This is a genomic window from Pseudomonas serbica, assembly GCF_028823535.1.
GTDB lineage: Bacteria > Pseudomonadota > Gammaproteobacteria > Pseudomonadales > Pseudomonadaceae > Aquipseudomonas > Aquipseudomonas serbica.
In genome coordinates this window covers 33,213-48,553 of sequence record NZ_JAQIYM010000019.1, presented here as the reverse complement: position 1 = coordinate 48,553, position 15,341 = coordinate 33,213, and the positions used below count along the sequence as shown (strand labels likewise).

Below are 15,341 nucleotides of genomic sequence, written 5' to 3'. Positions count from 1 at the left end.
GGTCCACTACGGACCAGTAACGCGCTGATGGAGTTCTCATGAATAGAACCAGTCTTGCTGCTGTTGTCACTTCCCTGCTTGCGGGCCTCGCCCCGCCAATCACTTGCGCAACACCTTCCCAAGCACCTGTTTTTGCCGTCGGCCTGTTGGGGAGTTATAGCGAACTGGAGTTCACCGGTAGTGGAACCACCAGTACAGAGCATATCCCGGAGGCGGGACTGTTCCTGAACTTCGGCAACAAGATGACCGGCGGGGCCGGCCTTGTGTATCAAGCGGAAATCACCGGTCAGTACTCAGAAGAAAAGCATCAGCGCGTCAGCGATGGCCAGGCCGACCTGGACCTTGGCTGGAGGCTGGCCTTGGATACCGAGAATTTTTTAGACGTTTTGATCGGAGCTGGCTATAAATGGAACCGTTATGACCCGGACTTTAACAAGTACGACATAAACCTCACCAATCGCACCCCCTTCGCTAAATTAACGCTGGGCTACAACCACGCCTTCAGCAATTCGACTTTGCGCCTGGAAGCAGGTGTTCGGCAAGTTATTGACGGCGACTCGCAGTTGGAAATCAATGATGTAGGGAGTCAGGAGCTGGACCTTGAAGACACCACCAATCCTTTTGTAGAGCTGAGTTGGCTGTTCAACCAGCAAGGGTCGGTTCCCGTGATTGCAAGCCTTTACTTCAACCGGTACGAATATGAAACGGACGGTCAGTTTCAGTTTACCGACTTCGACAAACAGACCCGAGACGAGTACGGCGCAAAGATTGGCATCGTGTTTTGACCCGATGCCAAACCTTGCCCATAACCTTTCGTCGCAAATGATATCGCCGCAGAAAATCCTGGCCTTGTCTGGCGTAAGGATTGCACCGGCCCGCGTTAGCCGTCGCGAACGACATAAAACTGACGCGACGGCCATCCAATCAACGCTTAAGGACTCCAGCAATACGCTTGGTCAGTCACCGGAGATGTAACGTGTCAACTCTCAACGAAATCGCAGCGAACCACGCGAGAATGGCTAAGGCAAAGGAACAAGAGTCGACCGGACTGAGCGAGCGACAGCTTCATATTGTTGGAAGCTTTGAAATTGTCACCCCCGCCGAGCAACCGCATGTGCCTTTGCACCTCGTCGCTGCGGCCCAGGATAACAACCTTGTGCAGACGTCGGCCTTCATAGCCTGACGGCGAGTCGTCCAACGCCCTGCGCAAAAAACTGTAGGAGCTGGCTTGCCAGCGAAGGCGGCCTCGAAGGGTGAATTGACCTTTCGGGCCCCATCGCTGGCAAGCCAGCTCCTACAGGGGCGCTTTGTCTTACATAATCCTCAACCATGGCCAGCGTTCCTGATAACTTTTCGCCTTCTGCTCGAACAGCTCAGGCCTGGGGTTTGCCGGATTGATGCGCAACACGCCCTGGTCGACATCCGCCAGGCCATAGGGGGCATAGACCTCGCCGCTGGCGACATCCAGGCCGATGCAGGTGCCCGCCACCAGATAACGATCAACCCCGTCCCTGGCCGACTCAAGCCTGGGGTAAGTCCCGCCAAAGCGCTGGCCGTACCAAAGGTGCACGCGTGCCTGATTCTTAAATTCGACGTTGACTCCAAGGTCCTGGAACAGCGATCGAGCCCGCTGGATGACCTCGTTCTCGGCCTCCCAGGACAGGTCTGTATCAAAGTAGAAAACGTCGTAATCCTTCACGCCCCAGCCAGTATCGCGCTGCGCCCTTTCATTCCATACCGCCTGGAACAGGCAGCCTGCCGTGAGCATGCATTGATCCAGGCCGAGTCCGGGCAAGCTTGAAATCAATTCAGCATTGATGGAGTTGGTCATCGCGATGTCGACCAACCTTTCGCACGTCAATGTCATGGTTAATCCTTGGGAAACCGATTCAATCCTGTCGCCCAAGTTACAACAAAACCGTGACAGGACTGCACTCAGGATTTCATCTCGGCCGCCAGCAGCTCCACCAACGCGGCAGCCGGCAACTCCCGCGCCAGCGGTGCCCCCTGCCCGGCCCATTGCACGGCAAAATCGGTATTCGCCCGGGCCGCCGCGGCGGCATTGAGTGCCTTGTTGGCGTCATAGGTGAGCGGGTAGTCCGGCAATTCGATGCCTGCCACCTCGAGGCTGGTGAAGTTGCGATTGACCATGCCCCGGGCCGGGCGGCCGGAAATGACACTCGTGACGCGCGTCTGGTGCGCGCGTGGCCCTTTGAGCGCTTCGCGATAAGCGCCGTTCGCGGACGACTCCGGGCAGAGAATGAACGCCGTGCCCAGTTGCGCGGCACTGGCGCCCAACGCGATGACGGCGTTGATGCCCGCACCGTCCATGATACCGCCCGCGGCAATCACCGGCAGGCGGCAGGCCTGGGCCAGTACACGCACCAGGGCCAGGGTGCCCATCTGCAAGTCCTGCTGCGGATCGAAAACCCCGCGATGCCCACCCGCCTCGTACCCCTGAGCCACCAGTGCATGCACTCCCGCCTGCTCAGCCGCCAGCGCTTCGACCAGGCTGGTCACGGAACACAGCAGCAGGATGCCGGCGGCCTTGAGTGCATCGATGGCCGGTTGCGCAGGCAGGCCGAAATGGAAGCTCACCACCGCCGGTTTTTCTTCCAGCAGCATCTGCAGCATCCCGGCATCCTCGACAAACGAGGTGTAGATTTCCCGCAACGAAACGGGCGCCTCGGCGCCAAATTCGTCGAAAAAACCAGCCAGCGATTGCAGCCATTGCGATTCCCGCGCGACGTCCCGAACAGCGGGTTGGTGACAGAACACATTCACATTGAAGGGTTTGCCGGTCTGTGCCGCCGTCTCGCGCAGCATGGCCTGCGCCTGCTCGACACTGCTCGCGCCAATGCCGATGGAACCCAACCCGCCGGCATTGGACACCGCCGCCGCGAGACTGGGGGTGGAAACGCCTACCATCGGCGATTGAATGATCGGCCGTTCGATGTTCAAAAGGGACAACAGAGGATTGGACATGGCAGCACCTGAACCTGATGAATGAAAGCGAACGCTGGACAGCGTGCGAGCCGGCGCTTGCACGCTGTCCAGCGGCCCGAAAGCGTAAACCGCTACTTTGAGGTCGGCATGGCAAACTCGGCGCCCTTGGCAATGCTGTTCGGCCAGCGCTGCATGACCGACTTCTGCCTGGTGTAGAAGCGCACACCCTCTTCGCCGTAGGCGTGCATGTCACCGAACAACGAACGCTTCCAGCCCCCAAAACCGTGCCACGCCATCGGTACCGGAATCGGCACGTTGATGCCGACCATACCCACCTGGATGCGGCTGGCGAATTCGCGGGCGATGTGACCGTCGCGGGTGTAGCACGCCGTGCCGTTGCCGAACTCATGGGCGTTGACCAGATCGACCGCCGCGGCAAAGTCCTTGACGCGCATGCACGCCAGCACCGGTCCGAAGATTTCTTCCTTGTAGATCTTCATCTCGGGGGTGACATGGTCGAACACCGTGCCACCGAGCCAGAAGCCGCCGGCGCAGTCGGCACCGGCCTGCGAGCCATCAAAGCCACGGCCGTCGACCAACATCTGCGCGCCTTCGTCGATGCCTTGTTCGATGTAGCCAGTGATGCGCTGATGCGCCGCTTGCGAGACGATCGGGCCCATTTCGGCGGCCAGGTTCATGCCCTCGAGGATCTTCATCGTGCGCGTGCGCTCCACCAGTTTCGGCAGTACTTTGTCGGCCACATCGCCGACAAACACCGCGACCGAGATCGCCATGCAGCGCTCGCCAGCAGAGCCGAACGCCGCGCCGATCAGCGCGTCGACCACTTGGTCGACGTCGGCATCGGGCATCACCACCATGTGGTTCTTCGCCCCGCCCAGTGCCTGCACGCGCTTGCCGCGGCGGGCTCCGGTCTCATAGATGTAGTTGGCGATCGGCGTCGAGCCGACAAAGCTCACGGCCTTGACTTCAGGGTGATCGAGCAAGGCATCCACGGCTTCCTTGTCGCCTTGCACCACATTGAACACACCGTCCGGCAGCCCGGCTTCCTTGAACAGCTCGGCGATCAGCAGCGCCGGTGAAGGGTCGATCGGGCTTGGCTTGAGCACGAAGGTGTTACCACAGGCGATGGCCACCGGGAACATCCACATTGGCACCATCACCGGGAAGTTGAACGGTGTGATACCGGCCACCACGCCCAGGGACTGGCGCATTGTCCAGTTGTCGATGTTGGTCGAGACCTGCTCGGTGTAGTCGCCCTTGAGCAGTTGCGGGATGCCACAGGCGAACTCGACGACCTCGATGCCACGCGTCACTTCGCCCTGGGCATCGGTGAAGACCTTGCCATGTTCGGTGGTGATCATCCGCGCCAGGGTGTCGCGGTGCTCATTGAGCAGCGCGAGGAACTTGAACAGGATGCGCGCGCGGCGCAGCGGCGGCGTCGCCGACCAGGCTGGAAATGCGGCGGCGGCCGACTGCACCGCGGCGTCAACGTCAGCGGCGTTGGCCAGGGCCACCTTGCCGATCACCGAACCGGTGGCGGGATTGGTGACGGACTGCGAACGACTGGAAGTCCCTGGTGTCGGGCGACCGTGAATGTAATGTGCGATGTCTGCAGGCTGGGTGCTCATGGCGGGTGTCCCCTGGTGGTGGATAAGAGCCATCTCTTGTTGTCAGGTCGGGGGCTGTTGAGCGCTCCCGACACGGCCAAGGTAGGTCCGCCGATAAATCATGTAAAATGATGATTAATGATCTTAAGGATCACATTTTATGAAGCAACCATTTTGCCCGCTCACCCAGGCGGCGCTTCCAGTCCGCGGCCAGGCCATGGGTCGCTGCCAGTGCCAGCAAATCGTCGATCACCGGCCGGTGCGACAACTGCACCTGCCAGAACTGGTCGATGGAAAAGCGTTCGTCGTGGCGTTCCAGCAACTCGATTCGGTCCCCCGCTTCCATCAAACCCGGCTCGAGTACCCGGTAATACCAACCGGTGATCCGCTCCCGGGCGACGAACATCGACAGGTGCTCGGCGTCAAAACGATGGTTGATCTTCCAGCACGGGCTGCGCGGTTGGGAGACCTGCAACACGCTGCTGCCGATACGGAACACGTCGCCGATGTGCACGTTGAGTTCCGAGAGCCCGAACGCGGAAATGTTCTCCCCCAGGCTCCCCGCCACCAGTTGCCCGGCACTGGGCACAAAGGCCTGCGCCAGCCGCGGGTAGTTTTGCGCCGCATACTGGTGCACGGCCTTTTCCGGGCCACCGTGCACCCGGGTGTCGCCGTGCTGGTCGCCGACGATCCCTTGCAACTCCACGCGCACGGGGCCGGCGCGGCGTTGCTTGAAGATGCCGGTGCGCTGCCCTTCGGGTTGCAATACCCCCAGGCCTCCAGCGAAGACATGGTCGATTTTCGAAGTCAGTGTCATGGGTTTAAACCGCGTTCAGTTACTTGGATACGGCCACTTTACTAATCAGCGGAAAAGCCCGTAAAGTGATCGTTAAGCATGTCAACAATCACTTTTAAAGATGGGTGGTGACGATCATGGAAATGCGCCAATTGAAGATTTTCTGCGCCGTGGCCGAACTGGGCAGCTTCACCGCCGCCGCGTTGCAGGTTAATACGGTGCAGTCCAACGTCACCATGCGCGTCAAGGAACTGGAAGCCGAACTCAATCGCGAGCTGTTCATCCGCAAGAAGTCCGGGGTGGTGCTGACATCGGCGGGCGAGACGTTCCTCGGCTACGCGCGGCGCATCCTGCAACTGACCGACGAGAGCCGCAGTGCCCTGATGGACACCGGCAGCCCGTCAGGGTTGCTGCGCTTGGGCTCGATGGAAACCACCGCCGCCATCCGCTTGCCGCAAGTGCTGACCCGGTACCGCGAGCAGTATCCGCAAGTGCAGTTGTCGTTGCTGACCGGCACCACGGTCGAGTTGATCAAGGCGATTGAAGCCCATCGCCTCGACGGCGCCTTCGTCGGCGGCTTCCACCAGAACTCGGCACTGGCCCAGGAAGAAGTGTTTTCAGAAGAGCTGGTGCTGGTCAGTAGCAACCAGTTCGAAACGCTGGCCGCGCTGATCGAGAAAATGCCCCAGCAGACCGTGCTGGTGTTCCGCACCGGCTGTTTCTATCGCTCGACCCTGGAAAACTGGTTCTACCAGGTGGGCCTGGTGCCGAACCAGATCATGGAGCTGGGCACCCTCGACGGCATCCTCTCGTGTGTGGCGGCGGGCATGGGCGTGACCCTGCTGCCCAAGGCCATCGCGGAAAACTGCAGCGTGCGCCACGCCATCCGCTGCCACACCCTGCCGCCGGAATTCGCCAATGTCTCCACGGTGTTCATCCGCCGCAACGACACGATGATCACCTCGGCCATGAGCGCCTTCATCGGCCTGGCGCAGCAGCAGATCGCGCGATCACAAAGCAAGGCCTTGCGCAAACCCCTGTAGTAGCTGGCTTGCCAGCGAAGAGGCCCGAAAGCTCGATGCAATATTCAAGGACGCCTTCGCCGGCAAGCCGACTCCTACACGCCTAACGCCCTTCTCTGTTTATTCGGCGGCTGATCCGGTGCAGTCACCAGGCCGAGGGCCAGCTCCGCCACCCGCTCGGCCGCCGGCACCACACTGTGAATCTTGCCCACCCCCTGCCCCGCATACAGCGACAGCTTCTGCGCCATTCGCGGCTTGTCGATCGCCCGGGCGCCGCCACCGATCAGGCGCAGCAGGTTCCATTTGTCCCGATTGGGAATCACACGATGCGGTGTGCCGTAGGTCCAGCCGAACGAATAGCCGGTGCGGTATTCGGTGTCATCGGCGGTCGCCTCGACGATCTTCTGCTTGTACAGGGCATGGGCGTTCGACTCATCGGTGGCAATGAAGGCCGTGCCCACCACCACCCCCGATGCGCCGAGCGACATCAGTGCGCGCACATCGTCACCCTGGACGATACCGCCCGCCGCCAGTACCGGCCGCCCCTCGGCGATAGCCATGATCGAGGTCAATAACGGCATGATGCCGATCGTACCGCGATTGAGGTGACCGCCACTTTCACTGCCCTGGGCAATGATGATGTCCGCGCCCTGCGAGATGGCGATCCGGGCCAGCTCCACCGAGCCCGCTTGCACCATGACCAGCAACCCGGCGTCCTTCGCCCTGGCAATCATGTCGGCGGCATACTGCTCGGCATAAAACAGCGACAGCAGTTTGGGCTTTTCCCTGAGGACCACTTGAAACTGCGCTTCGAAAACTTCCGGGCCGCCAAACTGCGGCACCAGGTTCACGCCGAAGGGCTGGTCGGTCAGCGCCCGTGTTTCGTCGATCCAGCGGCGCAGGGCCAGTGGCGGCAGGCGCAAGCCGCCGAGGACGCCCATGCCCCCGGCGTTGGCCACCGCGCCCACCAGCTGCGGACCGGAAATGGCGGCCATGCCGCCGAGGAATATCGGGTACCTCACGCCGCAGAGCCGGGTGACGACGTTACCCGCATAATCGATTCTGTCCTGGTTCATGACTCACAGCTCCACATGTTTTCCAAGCATCCGCTTGAGCGTGTTGTTCTTCAGGAGAAAGTGATTCTTCAGCGCGCCGAAGACATGCAGCGCGAGACCGGCAAGAAACGCCGAGGCGCCGATGTCGAACAGCACATCGACCCCATGCTTCAAGGTCGGATTGGCCGGCAGGAGCGCTGGAATCCACAACCCGCCGGGCAATTGCACCACCTCGCCGGCGGCGGCCCGTGAAGCCCAGACTGCAATCGGCAGCAGCACCATCGCCAGGGCCAGCGCGACTGCCACCGAACGGCTGATGATCACTTCGATGGGGTTTGGCGTGCCCACCGGTAGCGGATGGTAGGAAGTGACCCGCGCCCAGAACCGATAGATCGAGACGAGGAACAGGATCAGGCCGAGCAGGTTTTGCGCCCGGCCGAGTGGCTGTTGCAGTGCCGCGCTGGAGGCATGATCGATCAGCAGCTGCAGAGCGAAAATCGCCAGCAGTGAGCACGCCACGATCCAGTGTGTTACCACCGTGACAGGTGAAAATCTCAGGCCATTGTCTTTGAGTTGCATGACAGGCTCCCTTTGCAAAAGACGCACATCAAAAAGGTGGGGGATGACCGCTTCAGTGATTAACCGCCTGCGCGGCCCCGAGCCCGGTCTGGGCACGGATCAGTTGATCGTCGAATCGCTCGCGCTCGAGCACCGCGCCCTGGCTGCGATCGGTCACCGAGCCAAGCCAGGTAAAGAGAAACGCCACGTTCATCGAGATGATCGCCGGGTAGTCATACGGGAAGATCGCCTCGGCATTGCCCAGCACCTTGACCCACACCGCTGGCGAGAGCACCACCAGGCCGACAGCACTGACCAGCCCGGCGATGCCGCCAATCAAGGCGCCGCGGGTGGTCAGCCCTTTCCAGTACATCGAAAGCACCAGGATGGGAAAGTTGACCGAAGCCGCCACGCCGAAGGTCAGCGCCACCAGGAAGGCGATGTTCTGGTCCTTGAACAAAATCCCCAACACCACCGCGACGATACCGATACCCACCGAGGCAATCCGCGATACGCGACGCTCGTCCCGGGCCTCGGCCTTGCCCTTCCTGACCACCATCACATACAGGTCATGGGAGATCGCGGAAGTGCCGGCCATGGTCAGGCCGGACACCACCGCCAAAATCGTCGCAAACGCCACCGCGGAAATGAAACCGAGCAGCAAGTCACCGCCCACGGCCTTGGCCAGGTGCATCACCGGCATGTTGCCGCCACCGATGAGTTTGCCGCCGACAACGCCGGACTCGTAGAAGGCCGGGTCCTGTCCGACGATGACGATGGCAGCCAGGCCCAGCACCGCCACGATCAAGTAGAAAAAGCCGATGAAGCCTGTGGCCACGAATACCGATTTGCGCGCTTGCCTGGCGTCCGGCACGGTAAAGAAGCGCATGAGGATGTGCGGCAATCCCGCCGTGCCAAACACCAGCCCCAGTGACAACGAGATCAGCGACAGCGGGTCGGCCACCAGCTTGCTCGGCAGCAGGATCCGCTCGCCATCGTGGTGCGCGGCCACGGCTTGCTCAAACAACAGATCGAAGGAAAAACCGAATTTGCTCAGTGCCAATATCGCCAGCAAGGTTCCCCCCACCAGCAGCAACCCAGCCTTGATGATCTGCACCCAGGTGGTGGCGACCATGCCGCCGAAGGTGACGTAGACCGCCATCAACAGGCCCACGGCAATCACCGCATAGTGATAGGGCAAGCCGAACAACAGCTGGATCAACTGCCCCGCCCCCACCATCTGCACCACCAGATAGAAGCACACCACCGTCAGCGAGCCGAAGGCCGTCAGGGTGCGGATGCGATTCTGGTCAAGGCGGTATGACGCGATGTCGGAGATGGTGATACGCCCCAGATTGCGGATGCGCTCGGCAAACAGGAACAGCAACAGGGGCCAGGCGACAAAGAAGCTGATCGAGTACAGCACGCCGTCGAAGCCGTTGAAGAAGATCATGCTGGTGACCCCCAGCAACGCCGCCGCCGACATGTAGTCCCCGGCCAGCGCCAGGCCGTTCTGGAAACCGCTGATGCCGCCACCGGCCGTGTAGAAATCCTCCATGGATCGGGTTTTGGAAGCGGCCCAGTACGTGATGCCCAGCGTCGTCACGACGAAGACCAGGAACATGCCGATGGCGGTGGTGTTGATCGGTTGTTGTTTGACGTTCTGCAACACGTCGCCGGCCATAGCACCGCAGGCCAGCGCTGCGAGCAGCGTGCCGAGGAAGAGGTTGTGCAGGATGCGTTTCATACGATGGCCCCCGCGCGGATCTGTGCCGTCAGGTCATCGAACTCACCGTTGGCACGCAGGATGTAAAGGCCGGTGAACAACCAGGCGCCGATGATAAAAACCGCGCCCAGTGGCCAACCGATACTGATGATGCTGGTCGCCGACAGTTTCGTTGCCAACAGCTGGGGCGCGAAGGCGGCGACGAGGATGAACGTGAAGTAAGGGACAAGGGTTGCCGCGGTAAGACTCGCGACGAACGTACGCTGGCGCGAGACCAGATCCTTGTACCGGGGGTGGTGACGGATCCTGGCCGATTCGGTTGCATGGTTCACGTTGACTCCGTGTAGCAGTGGTAGCGTTATTGTTGTTCCACAGCCTCAGATTCAGACTCGATCCGCCACTGGCTGCGGTCTCTGTGCCCTGTCAACCTATGCTCGGCAAATGATCATGTAAAATGATCATTAATGATTCAGTTGATCGCTTTTGGTGAATCTGCATGCACCCAGTCTCGGGTTGTTCTCCGACGCCTGTTAATCTCTAATGGGCTTTGAATTGCGCACCCGTTACGGTTTTTTCAGATAGGTGAGTTCGATGGATGTCACGGATCTCAAGGTAGTGGCCGCGGTGGCGCGCCACGGCAGCATGAACAAGGCCGCCAGCGAACTGAACACCGTACAGTCGAACGTGTCCGCGAGGATCCGCTCGCTGGAGGACGAGTTGGGGGTTGCGCTGTTCCAACGCAGCGCCAAGGGCGTTCAGGTGACGCCCGCGGGGCGGCGCATCCTGCCCTTCGCCGACCGCCTGGCGAAATTGCTGCTCGATGCCTCCAGCGCCGCCCGCGATGACGGCCAGCCCAGGGGTGTGTTGGAGATCGGTACGCTGGAGACCACCCTCGCCCTGCGCCTGCCGCAGCTGATCGCTCGATTTGCCAAGGCTTACCCTGAGGTGCGCCCGGTGGTGCGCACCGGCACCACCTGCAGCCTGATCCAGGACGTCATCGACTGTAAGCTGGAGGGCGCGTTCGTGGTTGGCCCGGTCAATCATCCGCAGCTGCACAGCGAAGTCGTCTTTCGCGAAGAACTGGTGCTGGTCACCTCACCGAGCTTGCGTCGCGTGGAGGATGTCGCCGCGGCCTTGAACCTCAAGACCGTGGTTTTCCGCCTGGGCTGCTCTTATCGCCAACGCCTGGATACGCTGCTGGCCAACCTCGGCGCCCTCGCCCCCGAGCCGTTGGAGTTCGGCTCCATCGAAGCGATCATTGCCTGCGTATCGGCTGGAGTCGGGGTCACGCTGTTGCCCAGGGGCGTGGTTGCCAATGCGGCCCGCGAGGGGTTGGTGGCCGTGCACGAACTGTCCCCGCAGCTGGCTGAAGTCGAGACGGTGTTCGTGCGGCGCATCGATGGCTACTGTTCCAGCGCACTGGCCACCTTCCTGCACAGCGTGCGTCTTGATGGGGTTCCCGCTACCTTGGCGTCGTAGCACTCTGCAGCGTATCAACCCGTGACCTGATCCAGCCGTTCACCCCGGCACACACCACCAGCAGCGCACCCGTGACCAGGAACACGTGGTGCAGGCCGAAATGCGCACCGATCTGGCCTCCGATCAGGGGCCCGATCACCTGTCCGGAAAACTGCGCCGATTGCAGGTAGCCGAGGACTTTTCCGCTGTTGTGCTCCGCTACCGATTGGCGGATCAGCTTGGCTATCGCCGGCAGCAACCCGGCAATGGTCATGCCCATCAGGCCGCGCAGCACTGCCAGCTGCCACCACTGCGTGACGAATGCCTGGGGCACCATGACGATGCCGGTCAGCACCAGGCATCCGGTGATCACATTCCAGCTGCCAACACGATCAGCCAACGCCCCCAGCCGGGCGGCCGTCAAGATGCTGCCCAGCGCCGAACACGCCATCACGATTCCGGCAATCCGCGCCTGATCATCGAAGGCCACGCCCAGGTGACCGATGTAGACGGTGATGATCGGCTCGATCGACATGTTGGCCAGCAGCACCATCATCGCCGTCATCAGTAATGCGGCGATGATCGGCCAGCGCGCACTGTCGGCCTGATGTCTGGAAGTATTGCTCCGGCGTGCCCCGTCCAACTGCCGACGGAAGTCTTCGCGAACCAGCACGACAGTAGTGATCGCAGCCACCGCGATCATGGCACCACCGACGAAAAAAGTGCCGCGGATGCCGACCCACTGCGGCAGGAAGCCCCCCACCAGTGGCCCGATCAGGTTGCCGGACAATGCCCCCGTCGACAGCACGCCCAAGGCCCAACCGGCCTTTTCCCGTGGCACCTGGGAACCGATCATCACGATCGAAGCCGAGGCATAACCACCGATGAGCCCGGCGACCAGGCGCAACACCACCAGGTCGGTGACATCCCGCGCCAGCCCGATCAGCGACATCACCACCGCCATGCCGATGGCCGCGCGTACCAGCATCGGCTTGCGCCCATACCGATCCGCCAACCGCCCCCACAACGGCGCGGTAATCGCAGTGCCAAAAAATGTCGCCCCAAACGCCACGGCGGACCACTGCACCACGTCGGCCTGGGCAGTGACGCCCAGCTGCTGCACATAGAGCGGCAGAAACGGCAACAGCATGCTCAGGCTGACCAGGGTGGTGAACGAGCCGAACACACAAACCGCCAGGTTGCGCTGCCAGTAGGCAAGGTTGCGCTCGGCATAATTCATCGGGCCACTGTCGGCTGTCGCTGGTTTCTCGTTGTTCATCGTCTGCCCTTCCCTACTTTCAGTCGGGCAGACGTTATCTCGCGCGTTGATATCTCAATAAACGAATAATCAAGATCAGTGTTATCTGCTTTTAAGATATCAGCGTTCATTACACGGTGTATCAACTGTAATTCCTCGCCAGCGGTATATCTTCACGCCATGGCTTCCTAGAGTGGCAGATGGCGATCAAGCCCACCGAGCTTCCTCTACCCCATGAGCGATCCTTCATGCCCCACGACTTGAATCATCTTGATGCCGCATTGGCCGCCTACCCACGGGTGGCCCTGCTCGAAGGCCCGACCCCGATCCAGAAACTGTCCCGATTGAGCCGCTTGCCAGAACTCAATGGCTGCAACCTCTACGTCAAGCGCGACGACCTGACCGGTCTCGGCGGCGGTGGCAACAAACTGCGCAAACTGGAATTCCTGCTCGGCGAAGCCCTGGCCGAAGGCGCCGATACACTGGTGACCTGGGGCGGCTTTCAATCCAATCATGCGCGGCTCACCGCGGCCGCGGCGGCTCGTCACGGCCTCGCCTGCGAGCTGATCCTGACACCCTCTGCCGTGCGCACCGACGACGATTTTTGCCACAACGGCAATGTACTGCTCGACGCACTGTTTGGCGCGAAGGTCCATCGGCTCTCTCGAGGCGTCGTGCCTGATACCTATGCGTCAGAACGGGTCGACACACTCAAGGGGCAAGGTAAAAAGCCCTTCGTGATGCCGCTTGGCGGTTCCAGCCCCCGGGGCAGCCTGGGGTATGCCGCCTGCGCTTCGGAAATCCTGAGCCAGGCGGATGCGCTGGGCGTGCATTTCGAGCAGATCATCGTGCCCAACGGAAGCGCCGGCACGCACTCAGGGTTGCTGGCCGGTGTCACCGTGGCGGGCGCTTCGACGCACATTCTCGGCTACTCGGTGCTGGCGACAGAGGAACAGGCCACGACCACGACCCTGGAAAAGACCCGCCAGGTTCTACAGCTGCTGGACCCGTCCACAACGCTGGCCGACGACTCGATTCGCGTGGACGGCAGCCAGCGCGGCGATGCCTATGGCGCGCCGACCGACGCGATGCTCGAAGCAGTACGCCTGCTCGCGTCCCGGGAAGGCTTGCTCACCGACCCCGTCTACGGCGGCAAGGCCTTCTCCGGCCTGCTCGCCGCCGTACGCCGGGGCGACTATCCGGCGGGCAGTAATCTGCTGTTTGTGATGACCGGCGGCATGCCCGGGCTGTTTGCCTACCGCAGTGCCTTTGACTGAGGGGCAACGCCTATCGCGGCTGCAACCGATCTACTGTAGGAACTGGCATGCCAGCGATGGCGGCCTCAAGGTCAAGGCGCTGGATGTGGGATCGCGCTGGATCTGGTAACTGAAAAAACAAAAAAACCTCCCCAGGGAAAAACCCAGGGAGGTTTGTTTACCGCCGTATCGCGTAATCAGCTCTTCGCCTTGCTCATCTGGGTGAACAATTCCGTAGGCACTTTCTTGCCGTTGGAGGTGAACTGGTTGGTGCGGAATTTGTAGACCTCGCCTTCGGAGAGGAAACCATCGTTGTTGGTGTCCATGGCCTTGAACTCTTCACCGCCTTGCGGGGCAACGGTCAGCAGTTCCTTGAGGGAAACGCGGCCGTCGTGGTCGGTGTCGGTACGGGCGAACGAAGCATCGCCACATTTGCCTTCACCGCACTTGCCTTCGCCGGCCTTGGTCACTTTGGCGCCGGTTTCTTCTGCGCCACACTTGCCTTCACCACACTTGCCCTCACCACACTTGCCTTCGCTGGTTTTTTCCGCCGAGGCCAGTTGGTAGCCTTGGGGCAATGCGTCTGCGGCAAAGGCGGTAGAAGCGAGGTTGAGGCTGCCGGCCAGTGCAACAGCGATCAGGCCAATGCGGGATTTGTTAGACATACGGGACATGGTGATTCTCCGGAGACTGTGTGCGGCCGAGCCGCGTGGGTCATGCCACAAGGGCAATAAGCCGTGGAGCGAGGTGCGTTTGCTTTCTCGCTAAGGCAGGGCTATTTGACGGCACACGTGTATCCCGGATGTATCCGGTTGCGGGGGCATTTGTAAGCCACTCTGCGTACGACGGGCCTGGATACACAGCGATACACAGGCGCATGCCTTCCCGTCTCGGGGGCGGCTATGTATTATCGGCACCGGGCCGATGCTGCCCGCCGCTCGCTCCCGATGGGAAAGGTGAAAGCATCGCTTCCTCATGCGAACCCTGTCGTATCTCTTGACGGTCGAGGTTTGGCAACGCGGGCACCCAAGGATCTCGGCTACAGGAGCAACGATGATTTCAATCGAGCAAGCCAAGCAGATGGCCAAACAGTTGCGCGCCTCGCTGGAGGAACGCAATCAGAGCCTGTCTCACTCCACCGCGTTGGAACTGGTCGCGCAGCAACTGGGCTACAAGGACTGGAACACCGCGTCCGCCATGCTTCCCCAGGCCGACACAAAGCCCGCGACCACCGTGACCTTCGACAAGCCTATTCCCATATTGCGCATGTTCGACGAAGCCAAGGCCCGAGAGTTCTATCTTGATTTCCTGGGTTTCAGCGTCGAATTTGAGCACCGTTTCGAAGCCGACCTGCCGCTGTACCTGGGCATCAGCCGCAACGGTCTGCAACTGCACCTGTCCGAACATCATGGCGACGCCAGCCCGGGCTCGACGGTGTTTGTCCCGATGCACAATATCGAATTGCTGCGCGACGAGTTACTCGCCAAGCGCTATGGCTACGGGCGTCCGGAGATTGTCCAGCAGGGCTGGGGGCAAGTCCTGGAAGTCTACGATCCATTCGGCAACCGGATCCGCTTCTGCCAGGGTTGATCGGGTAGACCCCAGTTCGCATCCAGACGGCGCATTGCTGGCCGCCTG

At 61.2% G+C, this 15,341-nt stretch carries 16 protein-coding genes; 6 read left to right on the top strand and 10 right to left on the bottom strand.

Annotation, left to right across the window (positions count from 1 at the left end; all coding sequences use genetic code 11):
- Positions 1–38: 38 nt before the first annotated feature.
- Together NQL71_RS26290 and NQL71_RS26285 are read left to right on the top strand one after the other, a co-directional pair.
- Positions 39–785, top strand: a complete 747-nt coding sequence (locus tag NQL71_RS26290) for a hypothetical protein (RefSeq protein ID WP_274643596.1) — start codon at positions 39–41, stop codon at positions 783–785.
- A 191-nt stretch (positions 786–976) separates the two neighbouring features.
- Positions 977–1,183, top strand: coding sequence for a hypothetical protein (locus NQL71_RS26285; RefSeq protein WP_046820238.1), 207 nt, complete (start codon positions 977–979; stop codon positions 1,181–1,183).
- 129 nt (positions 1,184–1,312) lie between these two features.
- Here the strand turns inward: NQL71_RS26285 and NQL71_RS26280 are convergent, their stop codons facing one another.
- From NQL71_RS26280 to NQL71_RS26265, 4 genes are all read right to left on the bottom strand, one after another.
- Positions 1,313–1,867 (bottom strand): nucleotidyltransferase family protein, encoded by a 555-nt coding sequence (locus NQL71_RS26280; RefSeq protein ID WP_274643595.1) that lies wholly within the window; start codon positions 1,865–1,867, stop codon positions 1,313–1,315.
- Between the two features lie 68 nt (positions 1,868–1,935).
- A complete protein-coding gene (locus tag NQL71_RS26275) occupies positions 1,936–2,985 on the bottom strand; it encodes an NAD(P)H-dependent flavin oxidoreductase (RefSeq protein ID WP_274643594.1) in 1,050 nt (349 codons plus the stop codon).
- Between the two features lie 92 nt (positions 2,986–3,077).
- On the bottom strand, positions 3,078–4,595 hold the full coding sequence (locus NQL71_RS26270) for a CoA-acylating methylmalonate-semialdehyde dehydrogenase (protein WP_274643593.1): 1,518 nt from the start codon (positions 4,593–4,595) through the stop codon (positions 3,078–3,080).
- 130 nt (positions 4,596–4,725) lie between these two features.
- On the bottom strand, positions 4,726–5,391 hold the full coding sequence (locus NQL71_RS26265) for an MOSC domain-containing protein (protein WP_274643592.1): 666 nt from the start codon (positions 5,389–5,391) through the stop codon (positions 4,726–4,728).
- A gap of 116 nt (positions 5,392–5,507) precedes the next feature.
- On the opposite strand from NQL71_RS26265, the gene NQL71_RS26260 reads away from it, so the two are divergent.
- On the top strand, positions 5,508–6,413 hold the full coding sequence (locus tag NQL71_RS26260; protein WP_046820243.1) for a LysR family transcriptional regulator: 906 nt from the start codon (positions 5,508–5,510) through the stop codon (positions 6,411–6,413).
- A 74-nt stretch (positions 6,414–6,487) separates the two neighbouring features.
- Here the strand turns inward: NQL71_RS26260 and NQL71_RS26255 are convergent, their stop codons facing one another.
- From NQL71_RS26255 to NQL71_RS26240, 4 genes are read right to left on the bottom strand one after another with little or no spacing between them, the layout of a single operon-like run.
- Positions 6,488–7,468 (bottom strand): NAD(P)H-dependent flavin oxidoreductase, encoded by a 981-nt coding sequence (locus NQL71_RS26255; protein WP_274643591.1) that lies wholly within the window; start codon positions 7,466–7,468, stop codon positions 6,488–6,490.
- Positions 7,469–7,471: 3 nt separating this feature from the next.
- Positions 7,472–8,026 (bottom strand): cytochrome b, encoded by a 555-nt coding sequence (locus NQL71_RS26250; RefSeq protein WP_166619089.1) that lies wholly within the window; start codon positions 8,024–8,026, stop codon positions 7,472–7,474.
- A 52-nt stretch (positions 8,027–8,078) separates the two neighbouring features.
- The gene (locus tag NQL71_RS26245) at positions 8,079–9,752 is read right to left on the bottom strand and encodes a cation acetate symporter (protein WP_274643590.1); all 1,674 of its coding nucleotides are present in this window, start codon (positions 9,750–9,752) and stop codon (positions 8,079–8,081) included.
- Positions 9,749–10,063 carry a DUF485 domain-containing protein gene (locus NQL71_RS26240; protein ID WP_046820247.1) on the bottom strand — a complete coding sequence of 105 codons (315 nt, stop codon included), beginning with the start codon at positions 10,061–10,063 and terminating at the stop codon, positions 9,749–9,751. The genes NQL71_RS26245 and NQL71_RS26240 overlap by 4 nt, the downstream gene beginning before the upstream one ends.
- A 259-nt stretch (positions 10,064–10,322) precedes the next feature.
- On the opposite strand from NQL71_RS26240, the gene NQL71_RS26235 reads away from it, so the two are divergent.
- A complete protein-coding gene (locus NQL71_RS26235) occupies positions 10,323–11,210 on the top strand; it encodes a LysR family transcriptional regulator (RefSeq protein ID WP_274643589.1) in 888 nt (295 codons plus the stop codon).
- On the opposite strand, the gene NQL71_RS26230 is transcribed toward NQL71_RS26235, so the two are convergent.
- Positions 11,194–12,429, bottom strand: coding sequence for an MFS transporter (locus NQL71_RS26230; RefSeq protein WP_274643618.1), 1,236 nt, complete (start codon positions 12,427–12,429; stop codon positions 11,194–11,196). The genes NQL71_RS26235 and NQL71_RS26230 overlap by 17 nt on opposite strands.
- Before the next feature lie 266 nt (positions 12,430–12,695).
- On the opposite strand from NQL71_RS26230, the gene NQL71_RS26225 reads away from it, so the two are divergent.
- A complete protein-coding gene (locus tag NQL71_RS26225; protein ID WP_274643617.1) occupies positions 12,696–13,724 on the top strand; it encodes a D-cysteine desulfhydrase family protein in 1,029 nt (342 codons plus the stop codon).
- A 176-nt stretch (positions 13,725–13,900) separates the two neighbouring features.
- Here NQL71_RS26225 and NQL71_RS26220 read toward each other — a convergent pair whose 3' ends face one another.
- Positions 13,901–14,377 (bottom strand): HvfA family oxazolone/thioamide-modified RiPP metallophore, encoded by a 477-nt coding sequence (locus NQL71_RS26220; protein ID WP_274643588.1) that lies wholly within the window; start codon positions 14,375–14,377, stop codon positions 13,901–13,903.
- 379 nt (positions 14,378–14,756) lie between these two features.
- Between NQL71_RS26220 and NQL71_RS26215 the strand changes: the two genes are divergently transcribed.
- Positions 14,757–15,293, top strand: a complete 537-nt coding sequence (locus NQL71_RS26215) for a glyoxalase superfamily protein (protein ID WP_046820252.1) — start codon at positions 14,757–14,759, stop codon at positions 15,291–15,293.
- Positions 15,294–15,341: the final 48 nt, after the last annotated feature.